This is a genomic window from Mesorhizobium dulcispinae, assembly GCF_033977345.1.
Classification (GTDB): Bacteria; Pseudomonadota; Alphaproteobacteria; order Rhizobiales; family Rhizobiaceae; genus Mesorhizobium; species Mesorhizobium dulcispinae.
In genome coordinates this window covers 46,496-61,328 of record NZ_JAVIIY010000007.1, presented here as the reverse complement: position 1 = coordinate 61,328, position 14,833 = coordinate 46,496, and the positions used below count along the sequence as shown (strand labels likewise).

The 14,833-nt window shown below is 60.0% G+C and carries 16 protein-coding genes and 3 pseudogenes; 10 read left to right on the top strand and 9 right to left on the bottom strand.

Translation table 11 applies throughout. The features are described 5' to 3' along the window. Positions 1-702 precede the first annotated feature (702 nt). Positions 703-951, top strand: a pseudogene (locus tag RFN30_RS16810) (IS481 family transposase); the annotation flags it as partial. 434 nt (positions 952-1,385) lie between these two features. After that, the gene (locus RFN30_RS16805; protein ID WP_320263201.1) at positions 1,386-1,838 is read left to right on the top strand and encodes a YybH family protein; all 453 of its coding nucleotides are present in this window, start codon (positions 1,386-1,388) and stop codon (positions 1,836-1,838) included. A 134-nt stretch (positions 1,839-1,972) separates the two neighbouring features. On the opposite strand, the gene RFN30_RS16800 is transcribed toward RFN30_RS16805, so the two are convergent. Then, positions 1,973-2,647, bottom strand: a complete 675-nt coding sequence (locus RFN30_RS16800; RefSeq protein ID WP_320263443.1) for a protein-L-isoaspartate(D-aspartate) O-methyltransferase — start codon at positions 2,645-2,647, stop codon at positions 1,973-1,975. Positions 2,648-2,714: 67 nt separating this feature from the next. Here RFN30_RS16800 and RFN30_RS32410 point away from each other — a divergent pair. Beyond that, positions 2,715-3,351, top strand: a pseudogene (locus tag RFN30_RS32410) (transposase); the annotation flags it as partial. 75 nt (positions 3,352-3,426) lie between these two features. After that, positions 3,427-3,702, top strand: coding sequence for a hypothetical protein (locus RFN30_RS16795; RefSeq protein ID WP_320263200.1), 276 nt, complete (start codon positions 3,427-3,429; stop codon positions 3,700-3,702). A 727-nt stretch (positions 3,703-4,429) separates the two neighbouring features. On the opposite strand, the gene RFN30_RS16790 is transcribed toward RFN30_RS16795, so the two are convergent. Both RFN30_RS16790 and RFN30_RS16785 read right to left on the bottom strand, forming a co-directional pair. Continuing rightward, the gene (locus RFN30_RS16790; RefSeq protein ID WP_320263199.1) at positions 4,430-4,756 is read right to left on the bottom strand and encodes a transposase; all 327 of its coding nucleotides are present in this window, start codon (positions 4,754-4,756) and stop codon (positions 4,430-4,432) included. Continuing rightward, complete coding sequence (locus tag RFN30_RS16785) at positions 4,716-5,021, bottom strand: transposase (protein WP_320263198.1); 306 nt, start codon at positions 5,019-5,021, stop codon at positions 4,716-4,718. The genes RFN30_RS16790 and RFN30_RS16785 overlap by 41 nt, the downstream gene beginning before the upstream one ends. Positions 5,022-5,176: 155 nt before the next feature. Between RFN30_RS16785 and RFN30_RS16780 the strand changes: the two are divergent. Continuing rightward, positions 5,177-5,577 (top strand): annotated as a pseudogene (locus RFN30_RS16780) (IS91 family transposase); the annotation flags it as partial. Between the two features lie 770 nt (positions 5,578-6,347). Here the strand turns inward: RFN30_RS16780 and RFN30_RS16775 are convergent. Both RFN30_RS16775 and RFN30_RS16770 read right to left on the bottom strand, forming a co-directional pair. After that, on the bottom strand, positions 6,348-7,175 hold the full coding sequence (locus RFN30_RS16775; protein ID WP_320263197.1) for a universal stress protein: 828 nt from the start codon (positions 7,173-7,175) through the stop codon (positions 6,348-6,350). Between the two features lie 103 nt (positions 7,176-7,278). Beyond that, a complete protein-coding gene (locus RFN30_RS16770; RefSeq protein ID WP_430699052.1) occupies positions 7,279-7,869 on the bottom strand; it encodes a flavin reductase family protein in 591 nt (196 codons plus the stop codon). Between the two features lie 425 nt (positions 7,870-8,294). Here RFN30_RS16770 and RFN30_RS16765 point away from each other — a divergent pair, with 425 nt between their 5' ends. The 5 genes from RFN30_RS16765 (at position 8,295) to RFN30_RS16745 (ending at position 11,318) form a co-directional block, all read left to right on the top strand. After that, positions 8,295-8,609 carry a phasin family protein gene (locus RFN30_RS16765; protein WP_320263196.1) on the top strand — a complete coding sequence of 105 codons (315 nt, stop codon included), beginning with the start codon at positions 8,295-8,297 and terminating at the stop codon, positions 8,607-8,609. A gap of 169 nt (positions 8,610-8,778) precedes the next feature. Next, on the top strand, positions 8,779-9,162 hold the full coding sequence (locus RFN30_RS16760; RefSeq protein WP_320263195.1) for a c-type cytochrome: 384 nt from the start codon (positions 8,779-8,781) through the stop codon (positions 9,160-9,162). Positions 9,163-9,221: 59 nt separating this feature from the next. After that, positions 9,222-10,064 carry a helix-hairpin-helix domain-containing protein gene (locus tag RFN30_RS16755; RefSeq protein WP_320263194.1) on the top strand — a complete coding sequence of 281 codons (843 nt, stop codon included), beginning with the start codon at positions 9,222-9,224 and terminating at the stop codon, positions 10,062-10,064. Then, positions 10,061-10,486 carry a DUF3775 domain-containing protein gene (locus RFN30_RS16750; RefSeq protein WP_320263193.1) on the top strand — a complete coding sequence of 142 codons (426 nt, stop codon included), beginning with the start codon at positions 10,061-10,063 and terminating at the stop codon, positions 10,484-10,486. Before RFN30_RS16755 ends, RFN30_RS16750 begins: the two co-directional genes overlap by 4 nt. A 73-nt stretch (positions 10,487-10,559) precedes the next feature. Beyond that, positions 10,560-11,318 carry a universal stress protein gene (locus RFN30_RS16745; RefSeq protein ID WP_320263192.1) on the top strand — a complete coding sequence of 253 codons (759 nt, stop codon included), beginning with the start codon at positions 10,560-10,562 and terminating at the stop codon, positions 11,316-11,318. Between the two features lie 251 nt (positions 11,319-11,569). Here RFN30_RS16745 and RFN30_RS16740 read toward each other — a convergent pair whose 3' ends face one another. The 4 genes from RFN30_RS16740 to RFN30_RS16730 form a co-directional block, all read right to left on the bottom strand. After that, complete coding sequence (locus RFN30_RS16740) at positions 11,570-12,052, bottom strand: hypothetical protein (protein WP_320263191.1); 483 nt, start codon at positions 12,050-12,052, stop codon at positions 11,570-11,572. A gap of 36 nt (positions 12,053-12,088) precedes the next feature. Next, a complete protein-coding gene (locus tag RFN30_RS32400; RefSeq protein ID WP_430699051.1) occupies positions 12,089-12,583 on the bottom strand; it encodes a rhodanese-like domain-containing protein in 495 nt (164 codons plus the stop codon). 134 nt (positions 12,584-12,717) lie between these two features. Further along, complete coding sequence (locus RFN30_RS16735; RefSeq protein WP_320263190.1) at positions 12,718-13,278, bottom strand: c-type cytochrome; 561 nt, start codon at positions 13,276-13,278, stop codon at positions 12,718-12,720. 201 nt (positions 13,279-13,479) lie between these two features. Further along, the gene (locus RFN30_RS16730; RefSeq protein WP_320263189.1) at positions 13,480-14,799 is read right to left on the bottom strand and encodes a glucoamylase family protein; all 1,320 of its coding nucleotides are present in this window, start codon (positions 14,797-14,799) and stop codon (positions 13,480-13,482) included. Positions 14,800-14,833 lie beyond the last annotated feature (34 nt).

Here is a 14,833-nt window from a genome sequence, read left to right as displayed (position 1 = left end):
GCTACGCTTGTCGGGAGACAGAGATTACCAAAGGGCAGGCTCGCGAGCTGATCAAGTTGATTTGGACCGACTGGAATTCGCTGCTTCGCGAGGACGCTGCCAAAGTTCATCCGGAAACGTGTCCCAGGCAGACGGGGTAGGCTATCAACGCACATCCTTGCTTTGTGGAGCGCTATCGGTGGCACCGACTTGGCAGCAGCCTGGCTGCGCTCGCCATCGGTCGATATGTTGGCTGCCGTGGTGGAGCGCGGGTGGTGGGGCCGCTGGCCAGAAGGTCGCGACGAATGATCGTTCTACATATTGCTGCAAGGACGGATCGGCGGCTTAGGCTTATATGGAAGTGTCTGGCGCTTAAGAGGAACATCGACGAGCGACGTTCGAATCGGTTTGACGACAGCGGTGGTGGATTGAGGGGCTGCGCCACGCCTGGAGAGCAGCGCCGCCGACATTTTGGCGAGCTTCGATCTTATATCCAAGGACTCCTCCCGAGAGACCAACAATTCGTTTCTAGCACAGCCGCGGCCGCGCTCACATTTAGATTTGCTAAGTCAGTAAAGGGCCGCCCAGGGGCGCTGCTGGCAGGTATGACGCAAGCCTGTCGCTCTGCCTCGACGTGGATCGAACAGGCCTTGGCAGGCTTTACAGCCCGGAGGATTCATCCCGTGCGAACTTGTTCGTGCTGGTGGGATCGATCTTCAGCAGGTGCGGGTGCCAGCGGACCTGTATGCGCGCTCCTCAAAAGCCTATGCCGGCTTGCAGGAACTGCACTACCCTTTCCACGACCGCGACATTCTCGTCACCAACTGCGGTCGCATCTGCATGCATCGTAAGCGGATCAATATCTCGCATGTGCTCGCAGGCCAAAAGCTCGGCATCAAGGAAGTCGACGACGGAATTTGGCGCGTCTCCTTCGAAGAAGCGCTCTTCCACTATCGGCGGCGTTCAGCCTGAGCGTGTAAGAGCTTCTTAGTCGCTCTGACGTCGTTGGCAATCGTTTGTTGCCGCAGCAATTGTCGTGAAGGATGGGATCGGTCGCGCAGGTGCCCCTCGCGTTTGCTTTGCAAATTAGTGAATGCTGAGGTCGCATCGTCCAGCGCAAAGTCCAACGGGCCATTTGGCATGTCCGATGCTCTGCATGATGACGACTGCGATTACCGTTTGGGGCACCTTCGGTGCACGACGATGCGCAGGGCTGGCAAGCGTGATGGCCACGGCTGCAGCCCGTCACGGCGATGCGGTCACCGGGGAATGCGCCGGGATGCTTGCTAGCACTGTGACACCGCGACCAGATCGACGTCATGATCTTGTGGCCGGGCGACCACCAGAAAGTCTGTGTGATAACCTCAAGCGGGGAATAGCTAGAGACCGGAACACGGGAGGATGAAATGACTTTCAAGCATTGTCTGCTGGTCGTTGCTGTCACGTCGCTCTGCCTCGGATCTGCCCAGGCCCAGTCTGCGAAAGAAGCCATTGAAGCCGCTAATGCCGAGTTCGTGAAGGCGTACAACAGTAAGGATGCGGCCGGGGTCGCATCGAAGTACGCGGATGATGCGGCCGCATTCCCCCCAGATATGGCGCGGGTCGACGGCCGCCAAAATATCCAAAAGCTATGGCAGGGCGCGATCGATATGGGCATATCGGAGCTCACACTCACCACGCTTGAGGTCCAGGAAAGCGGCAATTTTGCATACGAGTCCGGGACTTTCTCCCTCAAGGCACCGGGCAAGGATTCAAAGCTGGTGGATGCCGCGGGGAAGTATGTGGTGGTCTGGAAGAAAGGACAGGACGGCAGCTGGAAGCTCTATCGGGACATATGGAACTCCGATCCCGGGAAATGAAGGTTAGCATTGGATGGCGGGCGCCAGCCTAGTACCTAGTAGTAGAGGCGACAGCCCGGTTGCCTCGGGTGCGGAGCTGCCGGCATCCGGCTGATGGTCGGAAAAGCGAAGTCGCGCCAGTCGTGCGCACCTCGTTAGATGGTTTCGAGCCGGCTAAACCGAACCGGGATGAGTTTTCGAGTCTCGAGTTTCCCCGCCGCATCTTTGTCGATGATAGTCAGAAATTGTACTTCTTCAGACACCAAAGGCAGAACGAGGCGTCCCCCTGGCTTGAGCTGATTCAGCAAAGCCGGCGGCGTCCGCTCAGCCGCCACGCTAACCAGGATCTTGTCAAATGGGGCGTGCTCGGGCCAGCCACGAGACCCGTCTCCGACACGAATGGCGACATTGGAGAAGCCGAGGCCCTGCAGCAGAGCCTCGGCATGGCTTGCGAATTCCTCGATGATTTCGACGCTCCAAACTTGTCCGGCGAGTTCCGCCAGGATCGCGGTTTGATAGCCCAGGCCAGTCCCGATCTCGAGCACTGCTTCGCGCGGTTGGGGAGCAAGGAGATCGGTCATCAGAGCGACAATGAAGGGCTGCGAGACGGTCTTATCGAAGCCGATCGGCAGCGGCATGTCCTGATAGGCATAAGGCGCGACCGCAGCTGGCACGAAGAGATGTCGCGGGACCCGCTGCATCGATGCCATCACCCGCTCGTCGAGCGTTGCCTTGCCGAGCTCTTCGCTTGCGAGGTCGGCATGGATTGCAATCATCTCGACCATGTGCCTGCGTAGAACCGCAAGGTGCTCTTCGTTCATCGGTTTCATGACGGCGAGGCTTTCCTCGACCAGCTGCTGCCAAATAGCTTTATATCCTGTTCGCCGCGTCACAGTAACCGACAACACCGATGCGCCGGCCATTACCCATTTGATGCGTACGGGCTGGTTTCGCGGGACCCGCATTAAATCGAAAAGCTGCTCCCGCGAGGGGCTTTTGCTAACGCACCGGCGCAATCTGAACGCCGAGTTCTTCGATCTGGAGAACGTCCTTCATCACTCGCTTGAGGCGTTCAGTTGAGCAAGGCCAGGTGCGCGGCTTTCGAGCAGGTGGTGCGCGCAGCGGTGGCGGATGATCCGCTGTCGGCCGAACTGATCGACGCCATGTTGGCTGCGCGCGGTGCTGTGGAGAGTGTACCGCCGGCTGCGTGGTCTCCTCGTTGAAATGGTGGCGCGCAGCGAGCGGTGCCGGCGCGCTTCTCGAAGGCCGGCGACGCGGACGTGCGACGCGCGCTCTATGAGGGGGACTGATGACGTGGTTCAAGGGCAGGGACAAGGTCAAGAGCTGCGGCGGGAGAGCGTCAAGCGCTCTTGCCACCGCAAGGCCGTGTCGCGGCGGCGCGCAATCTGGCGGTGATCAGCATGCGGTCTGGAGCGACGGCGCGTTCTATGTCGGCGATCCGGCCGCAGACCAAGCCGACGCTGCGCAACGCGCGCATGACAAGGCCCGCAAGCTTTTGGGGGCGCATCGATGAGCAGAACAACGACAGTTGAAACGCATGGCGCCCGCGCACTGACGGGCGCCAGACAAAGGAGATCCGCTCCGGCGGATGAGGACCGATGCAGACCAGGAACGACGGAACGCACGTTATCCTGCCTGCGGCCGCGTCGATCGGAAGACGGCCGGACTGCGCTCGATTGCCTGTGGCGCTGCTCCGTCAGTCCGATGGCAAATTGCGCCACGACGGTTCGAGCGCTGCACGATTGAACGGCAGCGCACGATCGACCTCGTCATCAAGAGCGTCATTACCGAAGAGGATGCCAAACAGCGCATTGCTGAACTGAAGACTGCGGCTTCAGGTCGAGGCGCAACTTGCCAGCCCTGATGAGCCGCCGTCGACCATATTTCTCCACCCCGCGACAATCGAGCGCTATATCGAAACCGTCGATGTTCTTTCAAAGGCATTGGCCGAGCACGCAACTGCGGCTGACGACCGTGGGCCGCTAATTCAAAAAACTTTCGGGCGCTTGTTCACAGCGTCACGATACATCCCAAGCCGGCGCGCAAGGGGGTCGAGATCGGGTTCAAAGGCAAGCTTGCCATTCTGATTGGCGGGGGGACATTCCCAAACGCACGCTATGCCCGAGAGCGCCGCATCAGACAGCCCCCATAGCCCGGCTACTACGTACGATTGTGGGTTTGAGGTGGTAGCGGAGGTCCGTTACCGCCGATCCCCCCGACAGGAAGAACTCCTGTTTGCTCTCGAATTCGAGCGGATCCGAGCTTGATCTACAATTCCCCAAATGCGGAGAGAGCGTCTTTCGAATTCAGGCCTATGACATTGAAAATGTTTTATTTTTCGTTCTGCCGGTTACGCAGATTGTTACGCAACCAGGATGCCTGCTTTGCGCAATCTCGGTCATAGAGCCGCGCAATCATGGTACCTGAAAACGGACATCGTACAGAGTGAGCCTGTTCGACATCTCATGCCAGGGGCCCATGGGTAGTTCCCAAGTTGCCACCGGCGCGTCTGAGAGGATGCAGCCGGCCGATATGGGCAGAGCCGGCCGGCTGTACCTCAACGATCAGTTGCGAGCCGTCGAATGCGCCCGCTAAAGCGTGTCGCGATTAATCGGCCTCATATTCGGCAGCCTTGAAGAAGTTACTGCATTCGGCTGGGTCGAACAGGTGGCAGATATCACCGAGAGCCTGGCAGAGCGTGTCGAAGGTTCTAGCTGCCTTCCTTCGCAGGAGCGCCTTGAGTTTGAATAGGCCATCTCGATCGGGTTTAGGTCGGGCGAGTATCGCGGCAGGAACAGGAACCATGCGCCCTTTTGGCGAACTAGTTGAACGGCACGCTCGCCCTTGTGGAAGCCGACATTGTCGAGAATGACGACGTCACCGGGCGAGAGTTGGGGAGCTAGTTGCGTTTTCGGCATAGCGTTCGAAGATAGCAGCGTTCATTGGTGCGTTGACGATCCACGGTGCGACAAGACCGTGGCATCGCAGCCCAGCGATGAAGGTCTGCGTCTGCCATTTGCCGAATGGCGCATGTGTCCTGAAGCGCTCGCCCTTCGGCGCCCAGCCAGTGCGTTTGGTCAGCTTGGTGTTGGTCGACGTCTCATCGATGAAGACCAGCTGTGCCAAAGCCTTGTTGAAGAAGCGCTTTCGCCGTTCGATCCACACCTCACGCGCCTGGCGCACGTCGGCCCGTTGCTGCTCGCTAGCCCGTAGAGTTTTTTATGACTGAGCCCCAGGCGATTGAGCAGGCGCCCGACATTGGAGCGGTGCACGTCGCAGGGCCCGCTCGACCGGCTGATGGCGCTGATGGAGGATAAGTCGCCTCCCGGCTGAACCCGGTGCGCGCGGACCTGGAGGTTGCCGACATCTTCCGAGCTGCTGGGCCCGCCTACCGGCCGCCCATGCCGGACACCTGAGCCAGCAGCATCTCAAGGTAATGTCGGCGATCGAGCACTGCCGCACCGCGGCCCTTGGCGGTCACGTCGAGGCCTGCGAGGACTGCGGCCAGTGGCGCATCGCCTACAATTCCTGCCGCAACCGGCACTGTCCGAAGTGCCAGGGTGCCACGGCGCGCACATGGCTTGCCGAGCGCGAGGCCGACCTGCTGCCGGTCGGCTACTTCCACGTCGTGCTCACGCTGCCGGCCGAGGTCGCCGACATCGCCTTCCACAACAAGGCGGCGGTCTACGACCTGCTGTTCAAGGCGGCGTCGGAGACGATGCTGACCATCGCGGTGGAGGCGATCAAGAACGCCGTTTCGATGGCGTGAGATCGAACAGGGCCCTCGGCAGGGGGCGGATTGATGCCGCGCTTCAGTCTTGAACGAGGCAGCGATTTCCCGATCGCTACCCGAAGTCCGATATCTCATCATCGAATTGGTTGCGCGGGAGGCGCCAGCCGACCGGAGAACTTTTCGGACGCCCAGCTCACAGAAGCGAGAAATGCGAACCCAAGAAGACGAGGAATTGGCCGGTGATCAGAGGAATTCTTAAGACGGGACCGTCCTCCCCACTGTCCTGGACCGGTTGCCCGCGCACGCACGGGTGCGCCCTCAGGACATCCCTCCAAATGGTTGGGAAGTCCGATCCCTTGCTTCTTTCGGCGTTGCACGCATCGACAAGCCTGGCGACGGCGTTTCTCATCAGGTGAAGATACCTTAAGTGTCTGGTGGCAAAGCATATGCCCGAAAATGCGGGGGAGAATTTGATCTCAATCAATGCATCGAAAAGAACCGCTCACAGTCGGATCAAGCTGCGGCGTCAACCTGTGATATCAAGAAGCGCATCGAGGATGCGCTTAAGCGGAGCTCGAGGCGCAGGAGATCAAGGTCAACGTCCTCGACAATAGTGCGGTGAGACTCGAAGGCCGGGTGCACGCCTTGTCGGAACTCAGGGCCGCCGGGCGTGCCTACCCGCCGAAGAACAAACCAGCGAGTTCCCCTTGGGAAGCAAGGCGACAGCGGCTCCGCGCTCTGTCACCTTCACCTTCTTGCTGCTTCCAGAGCCAGCATCAACTTGACATCAGCCGATTGAGCCAGACCTCATCGAGCAGCGAACGCGTAACTCCGCCGAACACCCATTCCCGCAAGCGGCTGTGCCCGTACGCGCCTGACACGACCAACTCGGCATTGACGGAGGCGAGGAAATCAACGAGGCGATTGCCGTCATCATCGTCGGTCTTGATGACTTCGGTGCGTGCCTTGATGCCGTGGCCTGTCAGGAAGCTCGCCGCGTCCTTCACGCCGTCCCTGATCCAATCATCCGGATTGCGATCGATCGCGACGATGGTGACCTCGTTGGCGATGGTCATCAGGGGCAAGGCGTCTGCCACCGCACGCCTCGCTTCGCGCGTGTCTTTCCAAGCGACTACGACCTTGCCGACCGGCAAATCCGTGGCGCCATGGGCCGCAACCAGCACCGGCCTGCCGGCACGCAACACCAGGCTGCCCGGATCGGCTGTGCGGTAGGAGTCGCCCGTGGATGCGCCCTGCGACGCGCTGGTCACGATCAGGTCTGCGAGACGTGAACTCCTGGCCAGGGCATGGTCCGGGTTCTCGATCGCGCCGCGCCAATCCGTTTTGACGGCTCCGGCGACGAGACTCTCGAATTCGCCCCGGACGCTTCCAAGCCTTTGTCGGATTTCATCCCTCAAATGCTCCCAGAGCTCGGCCGCAATGGCCGCGCCCTCAGGCGCCATCGTCACCGGCAACGGCGCGTCAGCGGCGCAGAAGCCGATCAGACGTGCGTCGAAACGTTTGGCAAGGTCGATTGCGACCCGCGTCAGCGGTTCGATCGGACCGTCGATGCCAAGGTTCAAGAGAATGGATTTGTAGCTCATCGGCAGCGCTTCCGGTCAGGATGTATCGATGCGCTTAAGCTACCTTGCGCGGCCAAGCGCGCTTTGACGCCGATCAAAGTGATGCCGCCGCGGCTCGGAGCTCTTAGGGTATGTGGGATTCGAAATGGATCACTTCGCCGTCCACTACGAAGGCGCCGTTCCCGACATGATGGATCGTCTTCGGTTTCGGCTGCGCCGAATCGATCCAGGCCTTTAGGACTTCCAGGACGAACAAATTGTATTTGTTTACCAGACGCGTATCGACGACGCGGCATTCGAGATTGGCGAAGCATTCGGCCACCAGCGGCGCTGACGCCCGCTCGCCGCGCAGCGGCGTCAGCCAGGCTGTCGCGAACTTGTCTGTATCCCGGCCGGAACGGTTGCCGACTTTGACGACCTTATCCGCAAGTCCAACCGGAGGCACCGCAATCACGCATTCCTTGGTCTGACGCAGGGCGAAGAACGAGAGATCGTCGCTCGACACGATGCAGGCGATCGTCGGCGGCGCAATTTTTGCCATCGTGTGCCAGGACATGGTCATCACATTCGCGCGGCCTTGCCTGGACCTGGTCGTGAGCAGGACGACCGGACCGGGTTCGATAAGCCGATACACGTCGCCAAGCGGCAATTCTTTCATTTCCGTCCCTCGCGGCGCATCCGCAACAACTTGTTCTCGTCGACTTGTTGCCGCCAACGCAGCCCTTCGCCTTGATCAGGGTCAAAGCTGAGATGCGGGGGCGTGGGAGCGGGCAGTGACGGGCGCTCGGACAAGGGCAGTACCGAATTCGATTGATCGTGATCAATGCTTGCCTGGAATCGCCCTGCGATGTTGGGTCGGAAGCAACAAGGGTTTTGCTCATGTCTGCAGAAGACATTCTTCTCTGGGGCCGTGCTCTGCCTAGCCTTCATCACTGGAACCGCGATCTATTTCGAACTGGCGTCGTCCAGGAGAAGCAAGCGCCCGCCGGCGTACTGTCTCCTCGGATACCCCTGATGGCCTCGCTAACTTAACGACAGGACATTGAAGCGGAAACCGAAAGGAGTTTGATTATGATCTGGAATGCAGAAGAGTTCCGCGTGCCGGAGTTGCTCCCTTTCGCCAAACCCGGACAGAAATTCATGCGCGTCAGCGCCGATCTGCAGGCGCGTTCGATCCGCGCGCTGCTGCGCTACCAGATCGAAGGTGCGTCCTTCCTCAAACGGCGGTTGGAGGATGATCTGAAGCTCCTCGATAAATTGACGGGTGGCGACGAATTCGTCGATGCCTTCGACGTGTTCGTGAATTTTGTTCAGAACGCCACTTCCGACTATGCGAACGAGGTCGGCAAGTTCGCTTCCATCGGCGCCAAGCTTGCCTCGGAAACAGCCGGGCGGGTTCGGAAAGAGGCGGAAACAACCGTCGACGACATGGCTGCGGCAACCCTGCTTGCCTGAGATTGCAGGAGAGCGGGCGAGAAGTTCATCTAGCGTCACTTCATCTTCACTGCCTTCGCGAACGAAACAGGGACAGCTACATCCATCGGCCGGTCAAAGTTCTTGCGGGGGCGACTGAAGCCCATTTGCTTGGCGCTCGATGCATCTCGGTGACCGTGGGCCGCGGCATTTGAGCCAAGTCAAGGCTCGACGTTGCTTCGTGCGGTATTCGGTGGGCATGAAACGTCGAAAAGCATTCAGAATCGTGGCCTCTGCCGTCGCCGCTGTCGTCTTCGCCTCTCCGGGTCGGGCGGGCGATAACTCGCAAATTTCCTACGGCAAGAGGCTCGTAGAAACAAACTGCGCACGCTGCCATGCGGTTGGCACGGCCGGACCAAGCACCCATCCCGACGCGCCGCCCTTTAGACTGCTGCATCTGCGCTATCCGCTCGAAGACCTGCAAGAAGCTCTCGCAGAGGGGATTTCCACAGGTCACCCGGACATGCCCGAGTTCGTGGCCACCCCCGATCAGATTGAGGCCATCATCGCCTACATCGGGAGCCTCGATCGATGATGGGGGCTGTTCAGACTGGCATTCATGCTGTCCCGTCAACGGCTGGCGCTTCCCGAATCTTGCCGGCCATCAACTTGCTGGTTGCAGGCAGGTTGCGTGACTACGCCGATGTCCTGATGCAGCAGGGCGAGGGCGGGTTTCGTGCCAAGGCTTTTCGGCGGGCGGCCGATGTGGTCGCGACACTCGATCGCCCGGTCGATCAGATACTTTCGCAGGAAGGCCGTGAGGGATTGATCGCGCTTCCTGCCGTTGGAACGGGTATCGCCAACGCGATCGCGGAAATGGTCGGCACCGGGCGCTGGTCGCAACTGGATCGTTTGCGAGGAGAACTTGCACCTGAGGTTCTGTTCCGGAGCATCCCAGGCATAGGTGCGAAGCTGGCTGGTCGCCTTGCCGCCGAGGGCCAGATCGAGAGTCTGGAAGAACTCGAGCATGCCGTTCGTTTTGGCAAGCTGCATGTGAAAGGCCTCGGGCCGCGGCGCATGCGAATGATCGCTGCGGCCATCGTGGAACGCTTCGGCGGGCCGACACTCCCCCGGCGAATCATCGCCGCTCGCCCATCTGTCTCACAGCTTTTGCAGGTCGACCGGATCTACCGTGAGCGCACGGCCGCGGGACAGTTGCGCAAGATAGCGCCGAAGCGTTTCAATCCCGCAGGCGATGCTTGGCTACCCATCCTGCATGCCCGCCACGGCGACTGGCATTTCACCGCTATGTTCTCAAACAGCCAGCTCGCGCACCGGCTTCATAAGACGTCCGACTGGGTCGTCATCTACTATCACAAGGACGGCGAGCCTGAAGGTCGCTGCACCGTGGTCACGGTTTCGAGCGGGCCATGGCTCGGCCAACGCATCGTCCGCGGAAGAGAAACCGCCGAAGACGAAGAGGAGATATCGAAATGAAACACGGAATCGGTAGTGAAGACACCGAGGCGCCCGAGCTGGCAATTCCCATCCGGAAAGTCTGCTTCATAATCGCCAAGGCATATGAATTCGACGTCAAGGTTGCCGTTACCGAGCCGGACGCGGGATCCAATCCCGCGGACGACAATGAGATTGCGGTGCTTCAGGACCATGATGACGACCCCGTGCGTGAAGAGCTTGGCTCGCTGATTTCGGAGCTCTCCATCGATGAGCAGATCGACCTCGTGGCGCTGATGTGGCTCGGCAGGGATGACGGCCAGGCGGTCGATTGGGAAGAAGTCCGCGAGCAGGCCACCTATGCCCACAACAAACACACGGCCGGCTATCTTTGCGGCAACCCGCTCCTGGGCGATCACCTTGCGGCCGGACTGGACGCTCTTGGCCTGTCGTGCTCCGACTGAATTGAAATTGATGCGCATCAAAGCGAGAAGCTGTCGGCCGTGTTGATCTACGGGCCTCTGATGGGGCCCAGATATGATCTACACGACAATACTGGTTCAGCTCGACATCGATGCGCCGGCAACGCCGCGGCTGATTTTCGCTCAGGAGATCGCGAGGAGGTTCGAGGCGGATCTTATAGCCGTGACCGCGGGCGAGCCTTCCATGCTGGTGTCGCCGAGCGAATCCTCACCGGCCACAGCAGAGGTTTTGCGTCGTCGGACCCTTGAGCTCGAGGACCGCATCAAGAAACTCAAAGAGGAGTTCCTTGCGGTCGTCGGCAACAACGAGCGCGCATCATGGCGGGCCGAGGTTGACGATCCTACGCGCGCCGTTGCCCTGCACGCGCGAGCGGCCGATCTGGTGATCACCGGCGCGCCCGCTGCGGCCGCCGCCGGCGACTTCCAAAGGACGATCGATCCCGCCGCATTGATCCTTTCCGCCGGCAGGCCGGTTCTGTTCGCCGCCGATGATCTCAGCGCCCTTAAAGGTGAGAAAGTCATGCTTGCCTGGAAGGATTGCCGCGAAGCGCGACGGGCGGTGGTCGATGCGATGCCTTTCTTGCGCAATGCCAAGGAGGTGACCGTTTTGAGCGCCGCTGAAAGAGGCACGCTCGCCGTGCGAGATGGCGCGGCCGATGTCGTGCGTTTCCTGATGAAGCATGGCGTGAAGGCTCGATCCCAGGTGATGGAGAGCGACGAATTGTCGGCGGGCGACTCGATCACCGTCGCAGCCGATCACATCGGGGCAGACCTCATCGTGGCAGGTGGTTACGGCCATAGCCGGGCGGCCTGAACCCCTTTGACCGCTCGAACGGCCTTCCCGATCGCTGGTGGGCAGTGGGCGCAGGTCATTCCTCCAATGCGGAGGGTGAGAGACTCGCGCCCCACGCCCAGGCCACCAGACCGATGATCAGGGATTGCGGCTTCTGTCCGCATGTTCATGAGTTTTCTCCTCGAAGTACGTTCGCGACCGGAGCCAGTATTGGACCAGCACAAAGAGCAGCCTCGGCCGGCAAGCGAGAGGTTTGCTCGCCGAGCAGGTCGTCAGGGAGCGGAACGAGGAGGTCGAAAGGCTACGTCAGGCTTTGCGAGTGCGAAGCCTGATTGGTCGAGGAAGGCCAAGGCGTCGGGTCCCGGCACAAAGCCAATTCCCGGCGGTGCTGCCATAATGGCTGCTGAACCGAAACAGTGCCCGCCCGCACATAGGCCGCAATTGGCATGGACTGCGCCGTCGTGACAGCCTGGTTCATCGAACGCAGAGACCGACAGAACGCTCGTCGTCGAGGTCGCCCCATCGACTATGCTGTCGGCAACTAACGGAACGATCTTGGTTGATGAAACACCTTGCGAGGCAGCGAACTCGTGCGCCTGTGCCTGGCTCGAAGGAGCCAGCAACAGGAAAAGAGCAAGCCCGAAGGCAAGCACGATCGCACCGAAGGTACCGTTTGCGGTCCGATGGTCTCGCTGCCAGATCTGACAAGATCGTTCAAGCACAGCAGGGGCTTCCAAGCTCTTCACGTTCTGCATGATCGCCTGCTCAGTCCGAATGCGCTTTGACGTACGTCAATTCGATCGACCCCAGCCCGCGAGCGCCGTCTCGACTGGCGACGCGATCAGTGCCTGTAACTCTGAAGAGCTACGCGTCGAAGTCGAACGCAAGATCTTGGACCTACATTTCGCGGCCAGCGATCTGGTGGACATCTCATGGCGGAAGGCTATCGCTTCCCTCTTCCATGATGTTGCGAAGTACCCCTCGCCATCGGAGTTCTTCAGCTCATCCGAAGGCGCTCTTTGCCGAGTCCGATTTGGACATCGACGGCGTGATGGACTTTTTTTGAGAGCGTGTCCGGAAGCCTGCCAAGCGATCATCTCGCCCGACAGATGCGTCACATGCAGATAGCCGGGTCTCGCCAACTGCTCCGCGGCGATCTCGCTCATGCGGCCACTGCGGCAGTACAGTACGATCTTCGCGTTCTTATCCGCGGGGAGCTTGTCAAGATTCCGATCGATCTTGTCCGTAGGGGATAATGGCGTCAGTTCCCTTGATCTGCCCTTCATAGGGAATTTGGACGTTTACAAAGAAGAAATCCTTGCGCGGCAGCATCTGACTTAACTGCTCGCTTGTGATGGTTTGAAACCTCGAACTATTTTGCTCGGCCGTGCCTGCCGCTGGGTACCTGAAGCCCGGCTTTCTACTGTGGCGACTGGCCGTCGTTCATCTTCATTCCGCTGCCTTGCTTCATCTGGTTCATTTCATGACCGCCTTCCGTGTCTGAATGCATCAGCTTCTTGATCTTGGGTGGGATGTCGGCCTCAGATAGTTTCTTTTGCTCGTCGGCGTCGTGGACAAAGGCAATTATGTCGGCCAGTTCCTGCCCCGTGAATTCAATCTGCTCGCCCAGTTCCTGTTTTTGCATCTCGATCATCGCTGGAGCGCCGGCCCACATCTGCGCCGTGAACTCGAACGGATTCATCATTGGCGGCATTGTCGATGCATCCAATGCCGCCGCGTCGCCGCCGCCGACGCCGTTAATGGAATGACAGACGACGCATCCTTTTTCGGCAAACAGCTTGCGACCATTGGATGGATTCATGGTGGGCACTATCAGCCCAGGGCTCATCATGCGGTGCGACATTTGTCCGCTTTGCATCATGGACGAGCCTTGAGACGCGTCCTGTGCAGCGGCGGGCGAAACCATGCCAAGGGCGCCGCATATCATCCCGGCTTGCAACTCTCTGAGCGTCGGCGTCATATCAGCCTCCCGACAGACAGACTCCTGCAGCGTTATTTTGCGCATAATCCTTCCGAAAATATGACGCATGCGCATTGATTTCGATCAAGAATAGTCTTCCCGCGGACGTTGCCTCGCGCCCCACGGACATTGGCGATGCCCTTTCGTTGCTTCCATCGCCTTCGCCCTTCCTAGGCCAGGACGAATTGGCAGCGTCGGCGCTTAAGAGGCCTGACCCTGCCCCAGCCAGCCGCTCTCGAATCCAGCGCGGTGCAATCCGGTGACGATGTAAGGGCAGCCGCGCATCAAGCGCCAAACCAAGTCGCTCAGGTAATTCTCGATCATCAGCACGATGGGGCCTTGGTTGATGCCGAAGTGCCAGGGTGACACCCAGAAGCCGTACGGATTGCCTGGCTCTCCTGGATGAGTGGGATTGAAGGCGGCCTTGAAGCCGTATCTGCTGAACTCTTTCAGCTTCGCTTGATGGATGCAGAAGTCGAGCGCCTCCAGGACGATCTCCGGAGCGAACGGCAATGAAGCCGCGACCGCCCAAGGCGCGAGCGTGCCGTCATCCGGTCCATAGGGAACCCCTCGGCCGACATAGTCGTAGAACTCACGCGCGATGCCATTCAGCTTGAGAGTAGCCGGACCTGGTCCCTCGCTTGCCGTGATGCCCCAGCAGCACTCTCGGTAACCCTCGAATTTTCGCGGGTTCATGATGGCGTAGCATTGCTGGAGGTAGGTCGCCCGCCGGCTGTTCTCGAAATAGTCGAGGCCCTTTTCCCGCATGAAGGCATCCTGGATCCCGCGAAAGTCGACCCAGACATGTGACAGCTGATGCGTGAACAGCGGCCCGGCGTAGAGGTACTCGTAGCGGTAGCAGCTCTCCCAGCGATAGGTAGACGTCCAGGCGGCGTAGCTGCTTTCAGGAAGAGGAAAGGTCGGAGAGCCAAGGGCGAGAATGTAGAGCAGAAGGGCCTCGTCGTAGCCCTCCCATCGGTATTTGATGAATCCATTTTCCGGGGTCCAACCGTGCGTCACCGTCGCGCCGTGGTTCTGCGCCCATTGCCAGTCGGCACGGCGATAAAGCGCATCAGCAAGCGAGCGGATTTCCTGTTCGTCCGCGACTTCCGCGTCGAAATAGGCGGCTGCAGTCAGAGCCCCGGCCAGCAAGAGCGCGCTGTCGATCGTGGAGAGTTCGCATTGCCAGGCGCGCCGACCGGTCTCCATATCGAGGAAATGGTAATAGAAGCCGCGGTATCCGGTTGCGCCCGGCTCGGGTCCCTGAGGACTCGTCCGGAAGAAGCGGAGCGTAGCCAGGGTTCGTGCGACGGCTTCTTGCCGGGCCATGTATCCGCGTTCGACGGCGACTGGGTAGCAGGTGAGAGCGAGGCCCGTCGCCGCGATGCTGGCCGGCCAATCGGCGGCAGTCTTGTCGCGGATGAGGCCATTGGCAGGATTCACCTCGTCCAGGAAGTAATCGAAGGTTTCGTGCTGCAGCTGCAGCAGTTCTTCTGTCCGGACGCTCCGCTTCGTCTTCATGGTCTCACCTGGAGCTCTCGCCTTGTCGTGTTGG